Genomic DNA, 21293 nt, shown 5'->3' with positions numbered 1-21293 from the left:
GCATGAAATCGGTGTTCATTTCCCTGTTTATGGTGTGCGGTACTGCCAAGGCGGCCATGGGCCCGTTCGATATCTATGAACAAGCCTTGCGTAACGATCCAGTGTTCCTCGGCGCGATCAAGGAGCGTGACGCCGGCCAGGAAAACCGCACCATCGGCCGCGCCGGGCTGCTGCCGAGGCTGTCGTACAACTACAACAAGGGTCGCAACAATTCCGAGGCGCATCTGCCCGACGGGCGCGGTGGCAGTTATAGGGACGACCGCAACTACAACAGCTACGGCTCCACCTTCAGCCTGCAACAACCGTTGTTCGATTACGAAGCCTATGCCAACTACCGCAAAGGCGTAGCCCAGGCCCTATTCGCCAATGAGAGCTTCCGCGACAAGAGTCAGGCGCTGTTGGTGCGGGTGTTGAGCTATTACACCCAGGCGCTGTTTGCCCAGGACCAGATCGATATTGCCCGAGCGAAGAAAAAAGCCTTCGAGCAGCAGTTCCAGCAGAACGAACACTTATTCAAGGCCGGTGAGGGCACACGCACTGACATCCTTGAAGCCGAGTCCCGCTATGAGCTGGCCACCGCCGAAGAGATCCAGGCCCTGGATGAGCTGGACGCCTCGCTGCGGGAGTTGGGCGCGATGATCGGTGTGCAGAGCGTGAATATCAATGGCCTGGCACCGCTGAACAAGAGTTTTGCCGCCTTCGCCCTGATCCCGGCCAACTACGACACCTGGCATGAATTGGCGCTCACCAATAACCCTGTGCTGGCCTCCCAGCGCCAATCCCTGGAAGTGGCGCGCTATGAAGTGGAACGCAACCGCGCCGGACATTTGCCCAAAATCACCGTCTATGCCAGTTCGCGCAAGCAAGAATCCGACAGCGGCAATACCTACAACCAGCGCTACGACACCAACACCATCGGCGTCGAAGTCAGCATGCCGCTGTATGCCGGCGGTGGCATATCGGCTTCCACTCGCCAGGCCAGCCGTGCCATGGAGCAGGCTGAGTACGAGCTGGAAGGCAAGACCCGCGAAACCCTGATTGAGCTGCGGCGCCAGTTCAGTGCCTGCCTGTCTGGCGTCAGCAAACTGCGCGCCTACAAGAAAGCCCTGGTCTCGGCCGAAGCACTGCTGGTGTCAACCAAGCAGAGCATCCTCGCCGGCGAACGGGTCAATCTCGATGCGCTGAATGCCGAACAGCAGCTTTACAACACTCGCCGTGACCTGGCCCAAGCGCGGTATGACTACCTGATGGCCTGGACCAAATTGCACTACTACGCAGGCAACTTGCGTGACACCGACCTGGCCAAGGTGGACGAGGCCTTCGGCCCTGTGAAATGAGCATCCAGAACAAAAAAGGATGGTTTAAATGATTACTGATGTACCTCGTTTCAGACCCTTCACCGCAGGTTCATTGCTGCTGTCCGTTGCGGGACAGGCGCAATACACCGAGACCGGGCAACCAGGTAACCCGGCCAGTTGGCGCTCGGCCGAGTACCAGAGCGACTGGGCCTGGGGCGTATGAAGGCCGATGAAGCCTACGCTGCAGAAATCAGCGGCAAAGGCGTGAAAATCGGCGTGCTGGACTCAGGTTTCAACCCCAATCACCCGGAAGCCTCTAATAACCGCTTCCATGCGGTAACCGCCACCGGCACTTATGTCGATGGCAGCGCGTTCAGCACCACGGGCGCGCTGAACCTCAGCAACGATTCCCACGGCACCATGGGCGCCACCCATGACGATGTGGGTATGCATGGCGTGGCGTACAGCGCGCAAGTCTATGTGAGCAACACCAATGCCAACGACAGCTTCTTGTTCGGCCAAACCCCGGCTTCTATTCGCTTTTGTGTCGGCAAAGACAATAGAAAATCCCGATTGAAACCAACCAGCATCGTAATTTTACGGTAACTAAAGAAGGAGAAAGATCGAACCATCAATATTGTTAACTTCGCAAATTAAATTAACACCACTAAAATCCAATACTGAAACTGTGAGGTAATTATGTCAATTAGCAAAGCATTTTCTGTGTATGAAGCAAATAGCTTTTTTGCTGGAAAAAAAATGAACATCCCGTATAAGGAGCAGATAAAAATAATCGCTAACGATCTACTTGAAAAAAATGCTGATGTAAATATTCTCCCAGAATTTAGCAGTGGGCTTATACAATCAGGCCAACTACAGAGCCTTCCAGATCGCATTGCAGATCCCATACAGAACACTGTGAAAGATACGGTTTCATGGGGACTTAATTGGTTGCCATTAGATATAGGGAACTTCATTGGTGGGCTCGCAAGCGGCGTGCTTGGAGCAGTGGTTAAGTTACCATTAACAATGGTCACACAAGCGGTGACAAAAATAGGATTAATTGGACCACTGGGCAGCATTACGGAATCCGTACTAGATAGCACTGTGGGCAAAGCTTTATCGGCAGTTGTCAAGGAAGTAGGCGGCGTACCTACCGAGAACCTATTCTCAGGTGATCACGCTCGACTGAAAGATATTGTTGACTACATGAACACGAAGGCGGGTGGTGAGATTTACAAGCATACACTACATGGAACGACCGCTACCATTTCCAAATACGATATGCTAGACACTAAATCCAATGGAATTGCGGCAGGAGGAAGCAGCTTCGTTATAGATCTGGACAGCAACGGGGTAGCATCTTCAGGCGACATTCATTTTGATACAATTCATACCAACGATAAAAAATATGCTGCGTATTTACCACGTGGGGCTTCGAACGACGGTCCTACTCCTGGGAAAATAACAACTGATTTAGCTGTTATCAAGCATGTCAATCTGGAATCAGGACGAAAAGAAGCTATAACGGCCGTTATAAACTCTCACGAAAATAGCGCATATAATAAATTGGCACATGTTATCGTCGGAGACTTTAACGAGCCTTCGCACCTTGATTGGGTTGACTCAACTAAAAACCTTTACGATCATAATGGCGTAATTTATGCTTGGGACACAAGCAAAAAGCTGGAGGCAAAAGGTTATACTGATAGTTACCGCGAAATCCACTCTAACCCAGTTAAAGACCCCGGGCATACTTGGGGCGGGCCAGCTTATGAGGTCGGAAATAAAAGCTGGACTTCGGCTGACGACCGGGACCGTATTGATTTCATCTACTACAAGGACGGTGAAAAAATCGACCTTGCCACGATTGAATCAAGCACAACAGGAAGTAATGAATACTTTTTAAAAGGAGAGTCGCACCAAGTAACCGTTAACGACAGCCTAATGTCTCATGACAGTAAAATGCCATGGTACTCAGATCATAAAGGCGTCTATACAAACTTCAACTTTAGTGAAGTGCCGACCTCAATAGTTGGTCAACCTCTAGTCGAGACTTTGTAAGCCTACCTGACATCACTTTTCTAGTGATTATCGTAAATTATGGCAACACCTGACAAGTAACGGTTTGGTGTTGCCTTGTATCTATCAAGAAATTACTTATGAGATAACAACCATTGAAATTCGGTTGAAGAATCTTTGCCGAACTTTTACCCGAGCGTCCCAGCCTATACCTAGCTCCACCGTCGCCGTTGCGGCCATAAGGGTCTTATAATCAGCGCGGCTGAATTTTGCGTAGCTCCGAACATTTTAAAAACAACGACCAATCAGTGATCAGGTACATCCTTGCCTTTCGACTTATTGGTAACAAATTTTACGGTACTTGGAGTGGGACCGTGGAGGCGAAGCCAGCCTCACATGACTGCAGCTAGGAACAAGAGCGTTTCTGTGACGTCTCTCTTAGTACCAAGCAACAAATTCAAGGTTTTGGAGTGAAGTTCGTTTTTTAGCTTCGCACCCACTATTCCTACCGATCAGAACCCGATGCTTGCCTGTACGAAAAACGTGCGAGGTTCGCCTAAGTATATTCCGTCATTCCTGTCGCTAGAGCGTGTGTAGTGCTGCTGGTCAAAGACGTTTTTTACCCCTACACCCAGTTTTAGGTTCGAAAGTTGGGCACCGAAGTCATAACCGCTACGCACATTGACTGAGACATATCCCGGAGTATCACCGTATCGGCCGTTAGCTGTGCCTTGAGTAATATAGGTAGTGCCGGTCCCTGGTACACGTTGACCAGACTGACCGTAGACGTCCAGATTATGGGTCCAGCAGTTGATGTCGTAACGCAGGCCCAAGGTCGCCACTTCACGGGAGTACAGCGGCAGATCACGGCCCTTAAACGGCACGTCCCCCTCGGAAGTAGCTTTTGTGTAGGTGAAGCCGGCGTTGGCGGTGAGGCCTTCGAGACGTGGGTCGAGGTTGGACAAGTCGTAGTGGGCCGATGCTTCGATACCGGTGTGCTTGGTAGCGCCAAGGTTGGTCCAACCTACATCATCCTTGCTGACGTACTGCAGTTCATGTGAAAAGTCGATGTAAAACAGCGTCACTTCGCCTCCCCAGACGCTGTCGTTATAGCGACTACCGATTTCGTAAGTCTTGGCTTTTTCCGGGTTCAGGCCGTTGGCGGTCTGATTGCCGGCTCCGCCCTGGCCCAGCTGGAAATACTGCAAACTGCCGAAGGACGTTTCGTAGTTAGCGAACAGCTTCCATTCACTGGACATGTGATACATCACACTCAGGGCCGGCAACGGTTCGCTATTGTGGACCTGGCGACGTTTTTCCTGGGCGCGCTTGCCGTTCAGAGCAACAACCGGATGATCATGCCACTCGGTCCGGATGTGCTCGAAGCGGATCCCCGGGGTGACAGTCCATTGGCCTATATCTATTTTGTTATCTATGTAGAACGCATTTGCTTTGGTGCCACCGGTGCGATCCTGATAGGCGTGACCATCGTTTTGTCCGCCCACCGTCGGCACATTGTTGACTAGTTTCAGGCTGGTCGCCTGCTCGTGCATGCCTTCCTTAAGATAGCGATAACCGATACTGACTTCCTGGGTGCTAGGGCCTACGTCGAACACATGGGACACTCGCGGCTCGATGCCGAAGGTGTAATAAGTGCGCGGATAAGAACTGAGAGTTTTCAAATCGCGATTGGCAATGTTGCCACCGCGAAAGCTGTCTGAGTAATAAGTCAGCACTTCAGCCTGGGTACGATCATCTACCTGTCGGATGTACTTGAAGGACATATCCTTACGGCGACCGCTGAAGTTGTCCCAATCGCGCACCGATTGATAAGGATTGGCGTCGAACTGCTTCTGAGTCAAGCCACCCGGCATGTCGGCACTGGCATCGTAATAGTGGAAGTTTAGAGAGAAATCATCTTGATCAGTCGGTGCCCAGTGGGTTTTCAAGATTACGTCATCGATGTCGTTTGAGTTATTGCTATTGCGATACCCGTTACCATTAACCCCAGAATACAGTAGTGCGGCGCCGACCCCGTTGCTGGCTGTGCCGCCGATAAAGGCATTCTCAACGTGCTTCCAACCACCATGCGCGGAGGTTTGCAGGGTGGTACTGATATCACCTGAGAATTTCTCAGGAATCGCGCGCGTTACGAAGTTGATTACTCCTCCGACGTTCTGCGGCCCGTAACGTACGGAGCCGCCACCACGCACCACGTCAATACTGTCCAAATTGCCAAAGGAAATTGGTGACATCGAGAGTTGTGGCTGCCCGTACGGAGCGAAGGCAGCTGGTACGCCGTCAATCAGTACGGTGGAGCGCGGTGACAAGCGTGATGTCAGGCCACGTACACCGACGTTGAGGGAAATATCACTGCCGCCAGTGCCGTTGGACTCCTGCACTTGCATTCCAGGTACACGCCGCAGCACATCACCGACGTTCATTGCGCCTTGCTCCACCATGGCTTCGCGGCGCACCACCGTGCGCGCCCCAGGATGGTTTTGCACCACGGCGGAATCAGCATCGCCTAGCCAGTCGCCGACCACATTGATATCGGTGACCTCCAGTTCCAGCGGCGCGCTGGCTTCGTCGGTACCTTTACTTGCTGGATGCAAGGTCACGGAGCCGGCGTCAATCTCATAATCCAAGTCACTTGCTTGCAGCAATTGGCCCAGGGCTTGCTCGGGCGAGAGCTCGCCATCGACCGCAGGGGCTTGTTTACCGGCGACCATTTCGGGGCTAAAGAACACTTGCAGGGAAGTCTGTTGGCCTAGCTGGCTCAATGCCGCGCCCAGCGGCTGGGCATGGATATGAATGGCATCGCCAGCATACCCAGCAGGCAGCGTGGTACTAACTACAATCGTCATAGCTAAGGGAGCCCAGCGGCAAGATTTATCGTTGTAAATGTTCAATTTTTTCACGTCGAACCCAGTCCTATTTCGCAAGATTGCTAAAAGGCTAATGAAAACCAATCGCACTTGAAGCGGAAGACGAAGAACTGGAAAAAAACCTGAATCTCAATGTGAAATTGTTACTCAGCTGTCGGCCGAAAAAGACTATGCGGCGGCTTGTACGCATCTAATTTACGGCAACGGCAGGTAGGCGTTGCTGTTGGCTTTGAGCCTCCAAAAGAATGTCATCGGCTGCTAAAAGTGTATCGACATGAACAATTGTCAGGCTGACCCAAGACGCTCAGTACCGACGCGGAGCGCAGTTATCATTGGGAAATACACCGACCTTCTCGCGTTGCCGCAACCCGCAGGTACGCCTTAGTTATGCACCTGCCGGACCAGATTAACGGCCGCAGGAGTCGGGAACGTTAGGACCGATCAATGTCCCGGCGAATCCTGATTGGGGTATACGAAGGCAGCTGATGAGGTGTAGCTGTACCAATGGTTCGATGAGCTGCAGTGGATTCGTTGCACCTAACACATCGTAGAGCTTCAGAATTGACCTCCTGTAGTCTCGCCTGAGCGCTTTTCTGGCACTGACACTGCCTCAGCCATTGCCTGACCGAGAGATCCCCGCCAGAGAGCTTAGAGGAGCTAATTTCCTGTTCCATATGCCAACGACATCACGATTTAGTGCTAAAGCACCCTGCCCCCTCGGTAAAATAGTATTTACTGGTAGAATTCTTAAAAGAATTCTGATTGATACCATCAAAGAATCCAATGGAGAATTCCAAAATAAATTCCATGAAGATACTTTTTTTGGATTCATCATTGAATTCCTAAAGATATCCACTAGGAATCAAATGGATACCATTTGTGAATTCTTAGAGAATTCATCATGAAGCCAATAATGAATTCAATGAATTCTCATGGAATTCCAAAGTGAATTCATATAGATTTCCTTTAAGAATTCAATGGGGATACCATGAAGATTCCATTTCTGATGTCAATGGCTCTCGACCCACTAGGATGCTGTGTATGCCAGTAATTGTTTTCGTTTCACCCAAAGGCGGCGCCGGGAAAACCACGTCCGCATTAGCGCTCGCTGAGCAGATCGCCAGACGTGTCTCGGTCACCGTCATCGACGCCGATCCTAATCACCCCATTAGGTCGTGGTCGGAAGGTGGAGAGACTCCTGAAAATATGACGATCATCTCAGACGTCACCGATAAGACCATAGGCGAAACAATCGCGGATGCAGCAACCAAAACGCCTTTTGTAATCGTAGATCTGGAGGGTACGGCGGCAACTATTGTTGCCTACGCGATCGCAGAATCAGATTTCGTGGTCGTACCAACCCAAGGATCACAACTGGACGCGGAACAGGCGAGCAGGGCTTTCGGGCTGATACGAGCACATGAACGAGGTATCCAGAAGCATAAACCGGACTACAAATTGCCCTACGCCGTGCTGTTTACACGCACGTCAGCTGCAATTCAGAGCCGCGATACCAGGCATATTCGAAAAAGTTTTGAAGCAGGAGGCATACCTTTCTTTGAGACAGAATTGAACGAACGAGCCGCATTCAAAGCAATGTTTTCATACCGTCAGCCGCTCGGAAAGCTGCCGCAGGATGAGGTTTCTAATGTCGGCAAGGCTATAGAAAATGCCGAAGCATTCGCTCGGGAGGTGATCGCCAGAATCACCACGGAGGCGCAATCACGCCCAGAGGGGAGTTTGTCATGAGTCGTGTCGATCCACTGGATACCTTAAAAAGCTTCGAACCTAAAGCCGTCACCGAGCACAAGGCGAAGCAAAGCAACGCAGAAGTCGAGCAAATGGCAAATGCTCATGGCTTTGTGGGACGTCAGGCAAGCCCTTTACCTAGCCCCGTTGAACGTTCGAGAAGGCGCTACAAAACTGGACGCAACGTTCAGATAAACATTAAAGGTGAGCAAGAAACCAAGGACGAGCTGTACCGGGTAGCTGATGAGATAGATCAGCCGTTAGGCGAAACACTCAAAAGGGCACTGGCCGCCTTGAAGCGCGAGATTGAGGAGACGCAAAAACAAAATAACATGTTGACATGACAAACACGAAGACATCAAAGATTGGTCTTTTTTTAGACTTCATATGGTGTAGCATGGAGCCAACAAGGCAATATTCGCCTTGCGTATCAAACGTTAGGAATCCTGAGCATCGTCCTTGCTAAGGGTATTTCCAGGTTGAGAGGCGCTGCAGATGGTGCGGCGTCACACGGTAGGAGGTTTCACTCATGCGAGTTGAAACAGTTAGCTTTTTAAAAAAATACGCATCCGACCTGCCTCTAGAAGAGCCAATGGTCGTCACGCAAAACGGTGTGCCTGCATACGTTGTGGAGTCTTACGCGGAGCGGAAGCGCCGTGACGAAACGGTAGCCCTTGTGAAACTGCTTGCAATGAGCTCCCGCGAGTACGCCCAAGGCAAGCATTGTTCGACTGATGAACTGAAAGCCCGCTTGAGCAGGAGGTTTGCCCACAAATAAGACGGAGATCTAAATGACAACACTGACAATCCGCTACACCGTAATTGCACAACAGAGCATCGAAGACCAGATTGTGCACCTGGCCGACTATCAAAGCCTCGACCATGCCTTCCAGCGCCTGGGAACTGTGATTGACACCCTTCAGAAAAAACTATTGTCCACACCTTTAGGCTACCCAATCAGCCCTCAAGCCAGCGACCTGGGCATCATGCATTACCGTGAGCTCAATACAGATGGGTACCGGGTTTTCTACGAGATTGTAGACGCCGACCAGGCTATCGCCGTTGTCCTGGTGCTGCGGGATAAACAAAGCGTCGAAAATGCACTGGTTCGCTACTGCCTACTGCATACGTAAAAACGATTGTTCGTGTGAACCTTCTGATGAAGTCTGCGTGCATTTCACCAGCGCCATGCCCCGAGAGGGGATTAGTCAGCGCGCTTCGTGCAAAATAAAACCCGCTTGCCATTTTCCACCAATTTGTGAGCCCTATGGTAACGGACATGAGGGGGCGTCCTTGCTGCGCTCGTATAAAAAACGAATCAACGCAAATCAGTCATAATATGGTCGATGATAGATAATCTATACAATATGACCAAATCTGACATGGAAACCACAAATTCGATAAGTAGTGATAAAATACGTTATCAAGACTTATTGGACGGGGTAGCCGTATGTCGACTTTTGAACCAATGCGTGACTATTTCCATAGACGCGCAGCAAAAAATCTGAATGAGCTCGCGTCAACCGTGCGAGTGGTAACGGAAAGCACCCTGACCATCCCGGGGAGTTTTGTATATCCAGGTAGCAGCTACGTTGCTGGAATCCAAATTGATGGTCAACGCATTGGATATGTGAACTACAGTATCAATCCACTGAATGATCGGCTGTACATCGACATGATCAAAGTCGATGTTGCACACAGACATCAGGGGATTGCGCTATCCGCATTATGGAGCCTGTGGATGACCTACCAAATTCCGATTGTTCCAGTAAATCAATACGACCATTTGGAAACGTATTGGGATAAGACCCGCCAAATATTTGCTGCTGCCGGCGCGTTAATTGATGATCAGCTGCATGGTATGAGTGAGCTGAACGCAGCTAAACAACGCTGGCAGCACCTGGTACCTGAAGACGAACATCTGCGAAAGATTCGTGAACTGGAGGCCTCACCAGAATGGCCACAGATCGAGGCGCAATTAATAGCGATGGCAAAACAATGATTCCTACCGTTACCCAGGATAGAACTGGTGAACGCCGCCTGACCTCGGTGGAGTTCCAGCAACTGGCCAGCGTGCCGGCGGCGGCCGAATGGTTCGCCAATATTGACAACCCGCGCACCCGCCGAGCCTACCAAATCGACTTGGCCGACTTCTGCAGTTTTGTGGGGATCAGTGATGCAGAGGAATTCCGCGTCGTCACCCGTGCGCATGTCCTGGCCTGGCGCGCCCAACTGGAAGCTCGGGACCTGGCCGGGGCCACGATCCGGCGCAAACTCGCTGCGCTGGCCAGCCTGTTCGATCACCTACTAGAGAACAACGCCGTCGCCGGTGGCAACCCCGTGCACGGGGTCAAACGGCCGCGGGTGGAAACTAACGAGGGCAAGACACCGGCTCTTGGGGATGACCAGGCTAAATTACTGCTGACGGCGCCGGATGGCTGGACATTAAAAGGTATACGCGATCGGGCGATTTTGGCCGTGTTGCTGTACCACGGCTTACGCCGCGAAGAGGCCGCGCAGTTGATGACCGGCGACCTGCAGGAGCGTCGAGGCATTAAGCATTTGCAGGTGAAAGGAAAGGGGGGTAAGACCCGCTATCTACCGCTGCACCCGGTCGCGGCAGAGCGCATCCATGCGTACCTGGAACGGGACGCTAACCGCGAACCGGGGAATAGTCCGCTGTTCCGCTCGATCCGCGGCCGCACCACCGGCGCCGGCATTTGCGCCGATGGCATCTATAAGGTGGTTGCACAGTGGGTCAAGGCGGCGGGCATTCATGTTGACGGGTTGGGTGTGCATGGATTGCGAGCCACGGCTGCGACCAATGCGCTGGAGCATGACGCCGATATCACCAAGGTGCAGGTATGGCTGGGTCACGCCAATATCAGTACGACACGCCTGTATGACAGACGTGGTCAACGTCCGGAGGATTCGCCTACGTACAAAGTAAAATATTGAACTGGAGAGGATCTTCCCCTGAAACAATCATTGCTCCAGTATTTACCATCGAGATGTGACCGCTTCGCCCAAAACAATCGATACGGCATCGACGGTGGCCGGGGTCAACAGCACCGGCTGAGATTGCCATTTTTATTGTTTATTCATTTCCCTTAACAATCATCTTTGGTAGATATCGGTAAAGGAGATAGCTCAAAAGAAAAAGTACATAATATAGAAACATCAGCCCTGACGAGTAAACAGCGTAGAGTATTTTATATTTCCCTACAAGCGCAAGCTTTCGAGAGTCTTCAAGATGGGTAGTATCAAAGTACGTAATATAAATAAATGCAAAGACAAGAAGCGTTAACCCAAAGATGCAAAGCAGTGCTTTAAATCGAGATAGATTTTCAATCAATTTTGTTTCTAATGTCGATTTTTTTAAGGTTAAATAACAAAAAACAACTGCAAACAAGGGCGCCACCAAACATATGTAATTTGTGATTATCTTAGAAACAAAAGGAAAGTTAGTTGATAACGCACCCACATCAGAAAAAAGATTTCTATCAATGAAATTTTCAATGCAAACCAAGAATTCGCTATCCGCATGATCTGGCGTAATCAAAGCAATTAAAAATAATGGCATCCATGTCGCAACCATGAAAAAATAAGGTATAATCATTGTTTTAAATCTAACCCCATGCTGTTCCATATAAGCCTCCAAAGTGATTAAGGTCGCGCAACTGTGAGCGACCTCAAAATATAGCTGACAGAATTCATTGTATAAACATATTGTTGATTTCATCAACTTTTTTAGCGTCAAGATAACTAGCGACAGCAGCCATTAGAACAGCTACCGCTGGGACCGCAATTGCGGCTGGTGCACTGACCAGAGAGAGTAGAAACGCCAAAATCGCGCCTGCGGCCATGCCGGCTAATTTACCTGCAGCCATAGCCTCAAACTCCAGCAGAAGCGGCTTCCAGTCGCCTGTTTGATAGCCTAAAACCGTTTTCTCCCGAAGAGTATCAGCTTGCACAATTGTCCCAGTGACGCCAAATGCTTTCCCCAAGCGACGTACATTGTCGGCAAAAGTAGCCTTGTCTAACACATTCAACGCATTGACGACTGCCTGCCTGTCTTGAGCGTTCAGCTTCAACCGGGGATTAGCATTAACCTTTTCAAAGGTTGCCATTGCTTCTGCATAGCTGCGAATTTTCTTTCCGGTAATATTTGATTGCAGGTCTTTTGCGATTTTTCCCAAATGGGTGCCGTACTTAGTAACAATTTGCTCGCTGACTGCCGATGCGAAGCTAACCGAGTCTTTGAATTCGTCAATCTGAGTATTAAGCCACGCAGTTTGCTTCTGTAGATAGTCAATTTCACTTTTAACATATTTAGCTGCGTACGCTGCCTGCAACGAGGTAAACCATTTTTTATAATGAACGTCAGGACTCATATTAACCATGCCATTGCTAATGGCAAGTGAGATAAATCGACTTGTGGGGTAGCTAAAAAAGTCACGACCATAATAATACGTATCTGCAATCGTTTTTTGTTGATTGTACTCCTGTGTTTTTTGGGTGAGAAGGATGTTGCTTGCATCAATATAATTTCCGATCTGTGTGGCAGTATCGGCGGTACTATGAGTCGGTTTTTTTTGCACGATAGACGAAACATTAGCATCAAGCGTTTGTGGTAGTGCTTGTAGCTTAATTAAAATATTGTTTTCTTGATCTTTAACGTCTTTAGCAATTTTGGCAGGGAACGTATTAAGAATATGCGCACGCGTCGCAGCACTGATCAATGCTCCTAGACGGCTATTACCTATACTTTCGTCGCCACTGCCGCCACCTCCGAACGTTTGTGGTTTGTATTCATTCGTATCAATTACAACTGGTGCGGTAAGATAAAACGTGTCTCCAATTTTAATCATGATGCGTTCTCCATTTCTTTAAAGTCTTAAATTTTTTGTCTAACCGGTGTGCGTAGGTCGCAGGCACACAAATACTGTATAAACGTACAGCTCAGCAGTCAACAAAAGGTATGCATTTATGCATATATTCTTGATGTTGGTAATGATAACCGTTTGCATAGATGAAAAGTCAAAGCTCATTCGTGCGCTGCCGTACCACCGGCGTCGGCATTTGCACCGATGGCATCTATAAGGTGGTTGCGCAGTGGGCCAAAGCGGCGGGCATTCACGTCGACGTGCAGGGTTTGCATGGATTGCAGGCCACGGCCGGCGACCAATGCGCTGGAGCATGACGACGATATCGCCAGGGTCTAGGTATGGCTGGGACACGCCAATATCAGCACGACCCGCCATGGCCAGCGACCGGAGGATTCTCCAACGTACAAAGTGAAGTACTGAACAGGGGGGCTCAGAGGGGCATTGGTAAAGTGCTTACTGACTCACCCCAAAACAGCCTTAATGGGCAGTAAGCACTTTCCCGATACTCCCCCGTTACAGCGGAAGCATTCATGCCTCCAGTATCTCACGACGTGCCGTTACAGTATCGTCCAGGCTGATCGACAACGTTTCGACAGTGGCCGGGGACAACGCGTCCGCTACGTCCACGCCTTCGACAAAGCCCTCGGCGCGCTCTTGGGCCAGGGCTAGTTGCGCCAGCTCCTGGGCACGCTCGATGCGCGCCCGGTGCTGATCGACAGCACGGCGAATCAACGGCGGCAGATCGATAGCGTCCAAGCGATCAGATGCACTCACGGCGTCACCTCGGGCAATTGCTCCAGCAACTGGGTCAGGTCGCGCCAAGGGTGCTGGGCAAAATCGCCGGTATTGGCGCAGCCGTCGCCGTGGCTGAACGATTGTGGGGATTTGCTGGCCCGCTGCATGGCGTGGCAATGCTGACAGCGCACGGTGTGGCCCAGCAGCTCCCAGCGTTGGCCCCACGCTTCTAGGCCGTCCTCCAAACGATAGCGGGCCGCGTTGCGTTCTTTGGCGCTCAGGCCGGGGTCGTCCATGCGGTACTTGGGCGGGATCTGGTGGCGGATGTGCATCGAGGTCGGTTCCTGTTCGTGATGGGCAGACGTTACAGATAGTGTGTTTGCAGGTAGGCAAGGCACTCAAGCATTGCCTCACGTTCAGATTGATCAGTACCCCAGCCATAACCGTGTTTGCCTGATACTTCCCAAGCCCATTGGTGCGAATAGCTGCCGAGGTTGCCAAAGCCAACCCGGATAAAAGTTTCGGTCGTTTCGGCAGTGTCTGTGGTCACGGTGACTTTCCTGGGTCGGTTGAGGGGAACCAGTCTGCCGGGGTGTGGTAGGCCAGTCCTGGGGGGTGTGGTTGCCGAGGGCCTTAAAAAGGGCACCAACCCCCCGCTGGGTGTACCCCCTTTTGAACATAAGCGGCGTTATTGGTAATGCAGCGGCTCACTCGCGGCGCCCTTGAGCGCCCTGGCTACCACTTGGTTCCGGCCGCGTTTCTTTCGCACTTGGCTGGCCTTGTCCAGAATCGCATGCACACCGGCCAACGTCTGGATCAGCTCGTCCACTGAACGGCAGCAGCGACCAATCTTCTGCTCGACGTATCCCGCCGGGTCAGATCAGGAGATGAAAATCCCCGCACCGTTCAATTGGGTCATGCCCACGCCCACCAGCATCACAGAGTTATCACCAAACGACAGTACGGTATTGTCCTCGACCGTCGTGGCATGAGAGCGGTAATCGTAGTCTTGACCTAGTCCCGGGATCCCCATGAACACGAATTTATCGCTAGCCTGGTAGCCCTCGATCCGGTCGTTGCCAAAGAGGCCGTTGAACAGGAAGGTATTGTTGCCACCGCCCGAAACCATCATGTCGTTGCCGGTCCCGCCGACAAACACGTCATTGCCCTGACCGCCGATCAGGTGATCGTCGCCACCCAAGCCGAACAACCAATCGCCGGCCGCATGGGCAGTGAGGACGTTGTCACCGGCATCGCCTTTGGCCGAGGTCGCGTATTGCGTCAAGTCGGTTCCGGCCAGCAGGCCGTTTCCGCTCACCTGATAAGTGATGGCATGGGAGCCCCAAGGGATTGACGTCCACGGTATATAGGCGGTTTCCTTGCTCACCAGCCCACCGATATCTCGGGTCATGCTGATACCTCCATAGGCGTCGTTGATGTACAGCGTGCCGTCGCCATCGTTGGCAAAACTGAATGTGGCCAGGGGCTTTTGCAGTTCGAAGACGTTATCGCCTTGGCCACCCAGCACGATGTTGTAGCCACCGTCATCGCGGAAGCGATCATTGCCTGCGCCACCATCCAGGAAGTCATTACCGGCCCCGCCCTTGAGCAGATCGTTGCCCTCGGTACCAATAATGAAAGTGTTGCCGGTGTGCTTTTCGGCGTAGCGGTTCAGGTCTTGCACCCAGGTAGTGCCACGCATGGCGTCTGACAGGCTGGAGACGACGATGGTCGAATCTTTGTTTGTCAGGTCGTAGAAGTCCGAAGCTGCGATGCGCCCCAGGCCTTGGGCATAACCGTCCAGTGAGTGAGCCTTGGCGACACCCAAGTTAAGGCTATTGGGCAAGTGTGCCGAAGCCGAGGCGTAATTATCAGTAAAGCTTGTGAGGTTGTTGGCGGCCGAGTCCCAGGCCCTGTCGTTGCCCCACAAAAGCGCCGAGGTATTGATGCCTTTACCGTCGATGGCTTTGAATACCGGGTCATTTTCATAGCCGATATTCAAGACCTGCGTATCACCCGAGCTTTGAGTGGGTGAAGCAAAGGTTACGTAGTTGGCGTCCTGATAGAAGCCGCCCCAGTGATCGTGGCTCAAGGTCGCCAGGCTGTTAGCTCCGAGTGCGCCGAGGCTATGGCCGGTGACCAGGATGTCCTTGCCGGTCAAGCCCTGGTCCCTAGCATAGCTGGCGACATTATCCAGTAGAGCGTTAAAGGCAAGTTTGGCGTAGTCAGTGGCGTATCCGGGGAGCACGGCAGCTGCCAGATCGCTGGCCACATCGCCCAGACCATCCAGAGTCAACCCAAAGGAGGTGCCGCGAAACGCTATCCCCATGGCAACCAGCTTGCCGGCGCTATTGTATTGCCCCAGTACCTGAACATTGGCGGAAGACGCCAATGCTGTCTCGCCCCAGAAGGTGCCTTGCTTGTCGACATGCTGAGTCACACCCAAGGCTTGCGCACCAATAGGCACCCAGCCACCTGTTGCCAGCGGTTGGCCGGTGGAGTCATAAGCGTACTCGGATAAAGCCAAGGCATCGTTCAGCAGCGCCTTTCCATGATCGCCCGTCATGCTCTTGTAATCGAAAACGCCCATGCTTTTTGTCCTTTTCTGATGGATTTCTATAGGCCCTCAGTTCAGATGACCGGAGTTTATTGGGGGGCGGGGTCGATAGCACTGTCAATCGTTACCTAAAAAATGAATAGCTGGCGCGATGTTCAGTCACTAACCACGCTCCGTGGCCGTGAGGCTCTGTCCTGATTGCATTCTTTTCCTTACTAGTCGCTCTGATGCGCTTTGCTTTGATGTGCTTTGCTGTTGCTTTGATGAGTGCCTGTCGCCTTGGCGGTTAGGTCGATCAGGCGGATAGGTGCGTTGCAACGGCGCAATGCGAGGCCGCAGCTAAGGGAGCGGAGCGAGCAGGCAGGAGGCCGGATGCGTTAGGGATTGAAGCCCAAAGGGGTGAGACAGGCCGGCTGTTTTGGCCTGGCTCATCGCGCAGCTCGAAGCCCGGCCCGAAGGGAACGCGCTAACAGGAACAGCAACACCACTTGTCCGCCAGGATTGCGTTTGCATCATGAGGTACCAGACTCATGATGAAATCACAAAGTTGTTTTCCCCCTGAAAGCCAGCAAGGACGCAGGTGATGCATGGAGTGCTCAAAAGTCCCCGTCCAAACAAGCAGGGCACTGTCACCGCCTCGTTGATGCTGCGCAAGCTGGGTAGCTATCCGCATCAGAACGGTCTGGCCGTGGCCCTGCGGGAGCTATGCCGGATCGAGCGTACGTTGTTTATCCTGGACTGATTGCAAAGCGTCGAGCTATGTCGTCGTGTGCACGCTAGGTTGAACAAAGGCGAAGTGCGCAATGCCCTGACCTGCACGGAGTTTTTCAACTGCCATGATGAAATCAGGGATCGCAGCTTCGAACAGCAGCGCTATCAGTCCTGCGGACTGAGTCTTGTAGCCGCAGCTATCGTACTGTGGAACACCGTCTACCTGAAGCGGGCACCCCAAGGACTGACTGACACAGAAAAACCGGTGAATATCGACCTATATCAATACCTGTCGCCGATGGGCTGGGAGCATATCAACCTGACTGGCGTTTACGTCTGGCGGCAGAGCCGGAAGACGGTAAATCCAGGCGGCTACGACAGGCGTAAGCCTTAGCTTACGATTTTTTCCGAATTCTGTAGGCTTCCTAAACAATAGCAATGGCAACGTTTTTTTCCGTTGAGCGTCATCTGGCCGACACCCTACGCAGAAATGATCTCATCGTGCATCGAAGGAGTGAAAGCCTCACCTGCGGCAAGGTTATGAAACGGAGCAAACAGCCGGCAAGCACAGTCATACAGGGTGGAAGTTGGCTGTAAAAGAGGGTTCGGCAGCGCTACGATTCCATCTGACCAGTACGTCAACCTCATATGACCCTATCGAGTCCTAACAACAGCGGTCCACGATGACAAAGCCGACCCCTAAACCTGCTTATCGTAGGTGAGCGGTGTCTGAGCGGCGTGGAGTTTCAACAGCTCGCTGCGGTCCCGGCAGCGGTAGAATGGTTCGCTAATATCGATAATTCACGCGCCTGCCGCGCCTATCAAAACGACCTAGAAGACTTCTGCGGGTTTATTGGGCTCACCGGCGCCGAGAAATTCCGCGCGATCTCCCGGGCGCATATATTGGCCTGGCGCGCCCAACTGGAAACTCGTGGTTTGGCCGGAGTCACCATCCGACACAAACTAGCGGCGCTGGCAAGCCTGTTTGATCACCTCTTGGAGAAAACAACGCCGTGCATGGCGTCAAACGGCCCCGGGTAGAAACCAATAAAAGCAAAACGCCAGCCCTCGGGGACGATCGGGTCAAGATGCTGCTGATGGCGGCGGATAGATGGACATTGAAGGGATTTGGGACCGGGCGATTTTGGCCGTCCTGCTGTACCACGGCCTGCGCCGGGAAGAGGCAGTACAATTGATGAATGGCGATATACAGGAACGCCATGGCATCAAGCACCTACAAGCAGTACGACCCCGTATTTACAGCTGCACCCGGTCGCGGCCAAGCTCATTTATACGTACCTGAACGCGGCAGCAAACGTAAACCAGGGAATAGCCCGCTGTTACGCTCGATCCGCGGCCGCATAATGAGTGCCAGAGTCGGCGCAAACGGAATTTGCACGATGGTTGGGCAATAGGCCAAGGCGGCAGACATCCACGTCGACGGGCTAGGCGTTCACGGACTCAGAGCGACGGCCGCGACCAAAGCCCTGGAACATGACGTCAATATTGCCAAGGTCCAAGAGTGGGTGGGAAATGCCAATATCAGCACGCCACAGCTGTATGACCGGCGTGGCTGCGGCCCGTGGATTCTCCAACCTATAAAGTATGTGCTTATGACGGGGCCCTGAGCACCGTTCGATACGTTGCGAAACTTTTATACGGGCCGTCGGCACCGTAGAGATTAGAACTTTCGCATCACAAAAAGATTGGTTAAGAGCAATTATAGTAGTGGTTTATTGCATCATTCGATAAAGATCACAAAGTAAAAAATAATAGGGGTCGGAAAGATCAGTTAAACTTCAGGCGGATTTTTTTTGTGATCCGCGTTATGAGATTCAACAGGTGTCATGAGTTGAACAGTCAAAATAAAACGCGCAGGCACTATTGAAAGTAACGCTAACATACCAAGAACAGCGATAGTGATAACTCCCTGAATATCCTGGAGAAAATCAGTGAACAGAGCCAGCGCTAACGCTAGTAAAAACATAACGACCCCGAACCACTGAAGGGCTAATGCCCATCGAAAAAGACGCGACCGACGGATCTGCTCTAGGTGTTTGTTGGATTCATTAAGTGTGTTCACTCTGCAAATCTCATTGGTAAGTAGTGCTCAGTAAACTGGGGGCGAATACAGGATCTTCACATCTGATTTTAGCGTGTTTTCCAGATTTTGTCAGGCCTCAGCACCTGGCAAAAATCTTACGTCCCCCCGAGATCAAAGCGCCGGTTTCATCCAGCACACGCGGCAACATAAGCTTTGCGCCATGAGTAAAGCGCAGCTATTGCACACTAGCTAATTGCTTTAAGACTTCCCCAAAACCTATCCAGCATGCAGGTTTTGAGAGCCTTGAAGATGGTGGTCGATGAGGGTCAAGGCTTGTAAATAAAGCTTGTAAATAAAGATAGTCAGACCTGGCGGCCAGTTAAATAAGCCTAAACCTGGAGCCCGTGAGTACTCTCAACCTCAGGCCCACCATGCTATGAAACTTACCATTGCGGTGTGCTCACAATCCTATAACAACTTATGACAATTCATAATAGTTGACATTTCCACTCAAGAAAATCATTGAACCTTAAAGGTCTTATTTTATACTATACACTAAAAACCCTAGACGAAAAAGCGACTCAAAGATAAAGAGACCCCTTATGAAGCGTAATCTATCACTCTTCATTAAAGGAAAAGTGCCTCAACAGGCTTACACTGACTTTTACTCACATCAAAGACTATCATGCAGCGCTAAAATAATTACGCAGTGGGCTTTAGGTAAAGGTGCTGATTTAAAGTGCTGCCTAAAAAATACAGACTTAACATTAGCCAGCCTTACACAGCCAAATATTTACATAAGTTCCGAACAAGAGTTAATACTTATCTCCAATATAGTAAACACTCTAGAACTGGAACCCCTAGATGGGCTCAATGCAGGCCTGCAATATAGCCTAAGCTTATATGGCGCATGGGGTTTTACTATGCTGAGTAGTCCAACCCTGCATAAAGCTACCACTTTAGGACTCCGCTATTTAAAGTTAACCTATGCCTTCACTAGATTTAGTTTGCAGACAGCGGGGCCAAACTCTCACATACTTGCTGAAAATGACTTCCTACCAGAAACAATTAAAGATTTTATCTTAAACAGAGACATTGGCGCAATCTTAAGAGCCCAAAGAGATTTAACAAAATCAAAGCTGCCATTTAACAAGGTTAACCTAACATGCAGCCCTCCAAAAAACGAATCTTACTACACTGAAGAATTTGGAGTAACCCCTAATTTCAAACAACAATTCAATACTTTTACACTCCCTACCACCTTACTAAGCGCTCCTTTATCTAGTAGTTCTCCAGAAGCAAACCATACATGCGTAAAGGAATGTGAAACCCTTATAAAAAAAACAGATGCCTCCCTTTCTTATATATCAAAGGTTAACAACTTACTCAGCAACTCAAGTGAAATCCCCAGCATGGAACAAGTTGCAGAATTGCTTAACTTATCATCGAGAACGCTGAGAAGAAACCTAGAAAAAGAAGGCGCCACATATCGTACATTATTAGACTCTTACAGAAAAAATCAAGCATTGGCGTTATTAGAAATCGGAGGAATTTCCATCCAAGAAATTTCCTATCTTCTAGGTTATAGCGACCCATCAAACTTTGCCCACTCCTTCAAAAGATGGCACGGCGTCAGCATTACTAACTACAATACATTCAATCAAATCTCCCACCTGCCAACACCTCCCGAAACATAAGCAACATAAAACCAAGTTAAATCTATGAATCGACAGAACAACAACCAAGACAATTATATATTCACGTTAAAAACTCGCTACGTCCGCAAATCACAACATACTGTCCGAAAATAACAGAACATTTATTTGAAATATAACAATTTTCATTATAAATAGACCTTAGCCCGCAATTAAAACCGCCGTCCGTCGCCTTCACTCTATATTCTCAAGGAAATATCATGTCTCATAACTCATATATCCTAGACAAGAAAACTAATATTTCTTCGCCCTTATCCACCGCCAACAATACCGTATCCTCACCATGTGTGATTATAATTGAAGCAGGTCGTGAAGAAATTCAATCCATACGAAAAGACAATTTATCTTTAATTATCATTTTTACTTCAGGTGAAACAATAATAATAAAGCACTACTTTACTGATAACTCCTACACATCAAATAATGACCTTGTAATAAGAACCCCGCAAGACAAGTCGTTTCTCGTAGCAGTTTCATCTGAAAGTGAGCAATCGATTGTATTTACAGAATTGAATTCTGTTGACCCTCTTATTACTCACGAGAGTTTCGATCTCTCCAATGTCGCCTGGATACTTGGAGGGGTGGCATTAGGTGGGCTTGTCATTGCTAATCACGGTAAAGGCCACTCAGGTAACGGACACCATACCGGAGACACCACGGCACCAACGGCACCGGCCGAAGTCAC

18 protein-coding genes and 4 pseudogenes are annotated in these 21293 nt (G+C 50.5%); 14 read left to right on the top strand and 8 right to left on the bottom strand.

Features of this window, described 5'->3' with window-relative positions:
• The first annotated feature begins 2 nt into the window (after positions 1 to 2).
• From JH25_RS00295 to JH25_RS27705, 3 genes and pseudogenes are all read left to right on the top strand, one after another.
• Entirely contained in the window at positions 3 to 1337 is a 1335-nt protein-coding gene (locus JH25_RS00295) for a TolC family outer membrane protein (protein WP_032881432.1), read from the top strand.
• Positions 1338 to 1365: 28 nt separating this feature from the next.
• Positions 1366 to 1826 (top strand): annotated as a pseudogene (locus JH25_RS0127500) (S8 family serine peptidase); the annotation flags it as partial.
• Positions 1827 to 1997: 171 nt separating this feature from the next.
• On the top strand, positions 1998 to 3362 hold the full coding sequence (locus tag JH25_RS27705; RefSeq protein WP_164699571.1) for a hypothetical protein: 1365 nt from the start codon (positions 1998 to 2000) through the stop codon (positions 3360 to 3362).
• A gap of 470 nt (positions 3363 to 3832) precedes the next feature.
• On the opposite strand, the gene JH25_RS00300 is transcribed toward JH25_RS27705, so the two are convergent.
• Positions 3833 to 6187, bottom strand: coding sequence for a TonB-dependent receptor (locus JH25_RS00300; RefSeq protein ID WP_164699579.1), 2355 nt, complete (start codon positions 6185 to 6187; stop codon positions 3833 to 3835).
• 1062 nt (positions 6188 to 7249) lie between these two features.
• On the opposite strand from JH25_RS00300, the gene JH25_RS00305 reads away from it, so the two are divergent.
• From JH25_RS00305 to JH25_RS00330, 6 genes are all read left to right on the top strand, one after another.
• Positions 7250 to 7957 carry a ParA family protein gene (locus tag JH25_RS00305; protein WP_032881429.1) on the top strand — a complete coding sequence of 236 codons (708 nt, stop codon included), beginning with the start codon at positions 7250 to 7252 and terminating at the stop codon, positions 7955 to 7957.
• Entirely contained in the window at positions 7954 to 8301 is a 348-nt protein-coding gene (locus JH25_RS00310) for a hypothetical protein (protein ID WP_032881427.1), read from the top strand. Before JH25_RS00305 ends, JH25_RS00310 begins: the two co-directional genes overlap by 4 nt.
• A gap of 185 nt (positions 8302 to 8486) precedes the next feature.
• Entirely contained in the window at positions 8487 to 8735 is a 249-nt protein-coding gene (locus tag JH25_RS00315; RefSeq protein WP_032881425.1) for a prevent-host-death protein, read from the top strand.
• A 13-nt stretch (positions 8736 to 8748) separates the two neighbouring features.
• On the top strand, positions 8749 to 9090 hold the full coding sequence (locus JH25_RS00320; RefSeq protein ID WP_032881424.1) for a type II toxin-antitoxin system RelE/ParE family toxin: 342 nt from the start codon (positions 8749 to 8751) through the stop codon (positions 9088 to 9090).
• Positions 9091 to 9407: 317 nt separating this feature from the next.
• Positions 9408 to 9959: a GNAT family N-acetyltransferase gene (locus JH25_RS00325; RefSeq protein ID WP_032881422.1), complete on the top strand. Its 552-nt coding sequence runs from the start codon at positions 9408 to 9410 to the stop codon at positions 9957 to 9959.
• Positions 9956 to 10915 (top strand): tyrosine-type recombinase/integrase, encoded by a 960-nt coding sequence (locus JH25_RS00330; RefSeq protein WP_032881421.1) that lies wholly within the window; start codon positions 9956 to 9958, stop codon positions 10913 to 10915. Before JH25_RS00325 ends, JH25_RS00330 begins: the two co-directional genes overlap by 4 nt.
• 139 nt (positions 10916 to 11054) lie before the next feature.
• Here the strand turns inward: JH25_RS00330 and JH25_RS00335 are convergent, their stop codons facing one another.
• Together JH25_RS00335 and JH25_RS00340 are read right to left on the bottom strand one after the other, a co-directional pair.
• Complete coding sequence (locus tag JH25_RS00335) at positions 11055 to 11606, bottom strand: hypothetical protein (RefSeq protein WP_032881420.1); 552 nt, start codon at positions 11604 to 11606, stop codon at positions 11055 to 11057.
• Positions 11607 to 11670: 64 nt separating this feature from the next.
• Complete coding sequence (locus tag JH25_RS00340; protein WP_032881419.1) at positions 11671 to 12828, bottom strand: colicin-like pore-forming protein; 1158 nt, start codon at positions 12826 to 12828, stop codon at positions 11671 to 11673.
• Between the two features lie 182 nt (positions 12829 to 13010).
• On the opposite strand from JH25_RS00340, the pseudogene JH25_RS28855 reads away from it, so the two are divergent.
• A pseudogene (locus tag JH25_RS28855) lies at positions 13011 to 13266 on the top strand (tyrosine-type recombinase/integrase); the annotation flags it as partial.
• 108 nt (positions 13267 to 13374) lie between these two features.
• Here JH25_RS28855 and JH25_RS00345 read toward each other — a convergent pair.
• From JH25_RS00345 to JH25_RS00360, 4 genes are all read right to left on the bottom strand, one after another.
• Positions 13375 to 13620: a hypothetical protein gene (locus JH25_RS00345; protein ID WP_032881418.1), complete on the bottom strand. Its 246-nt coding sequence runs from the start codon at positions 13618 to 13620 to the stop codon at positions 13375 to 13377.
• Positions 13617 to 13913 carry a hypothetical protein gene (locus JH25_RS00350; RefSeq protein ID WP_032881416.1) on the bottom strand — a complete coding sequence of 99 codons (297 nt, stop codon included), beginning with the start codon at positions 13911 to 13913 and terminating at the stop codon, positions 13617 to 13619. Before JH25_RS00350 ends, JH25_RS00345 begins: the two co-directional genes overlap by 4 nt.
• Positions 13914 to 13945: 32 nt before the next feature.
• Positions 13946 to 14131, bottom strand: coding sequence for a hypothetical protein (locus tag JH25_RS00355; protein WP_032881414.1), 186 nt, complete (start codon positions 14129 to 14131; stop codon positions 13946 to 13948).
• A gap of 330 nt (positions 14132 to 14461) precedes the next feature.
• Positions 14462 to 16171 (bottom strand): polyurethane esterase, encoded by a 1710-nt coding sequence (locus JH25_RS00360; protein WP_032881412.1) that lies wholly within the window; start codon positions 16169 to 16171, stop codon positions 14462 to 14464.
• A gap of 580 nt (positions 16172 to 16751) precedes the next feature.
• On the opposite strand from JH25_RS00360, the pseudogene JH25_RS28455 reads away from it, so the two are divergent.
• Positions 16752 to 17243: pseudogene (locus JH25_RS28455) on the top strand (Tn3 family transposase); the annotation flags it as partial.
• A gap of 311 nt (positions 17244 to 17554) precedes the next feature.
• Positions 17555 to 18455 (top strand): annotated as a pseudogene (locus JH25_RS29165) (tyrosine-type recombinase/integrase); the annotation flags it as partial.
• A gap of 186 nt (positions 18456 to 18641) precedes the next feature.
• Here JH25_RS29165 and JH25_RS00365 read toward each other — a convergent pair.
• Positions 18642 to 18932 (bottom strand): hypothetical protein, encoded by a 291-nt coding sequence (locus JH25_RS00365; protein WP_032881410.1) that lies wholly within the window; start codon positions 18930 to 18932, stop codon positions 18642 to 18644.
• Positions 18933 to 19495: 563 nt separating this feature from the next.
• Here JH25_RS00365 and JH25_RS28445 point away from each other — a divergent pair.
• Positions 19496 to 20590 (top strand): AraC family transcriptional regulator, encoded by a 1095-nt coding sequence (locus tag JH25_RS28445; RefSeq protein ID WP_081883366.1) that lies wholly within the window; start codon positions 19496 to 19498, stop codon positions 20588 to 20590.
• Between the two features lie 218 nt (positions 20591 to 20808).
• A partial coding sequence (locus JH25_RS28845; protein ID WP_164699570.1) for a BapA/Bap/LapF family prefix-like domain-containing protein occupies positions 20809 to 21293 on the top strand: 485 nt, incomplete at its 3' end.

The organism is Pseudomonas sp. BRG-100, assembly GCF_000737955.1.
Lineage (GTDB): Bacteria > Pseudomonadota > Gammaproteobacteria > Pseudomonadales > Pseudomonadaceae > Aquipseudomonas > Aquipseudomonas synxantha_A.
This window is presented reverse-complemented; position numbering and strand designations above follow the sequence as displayed.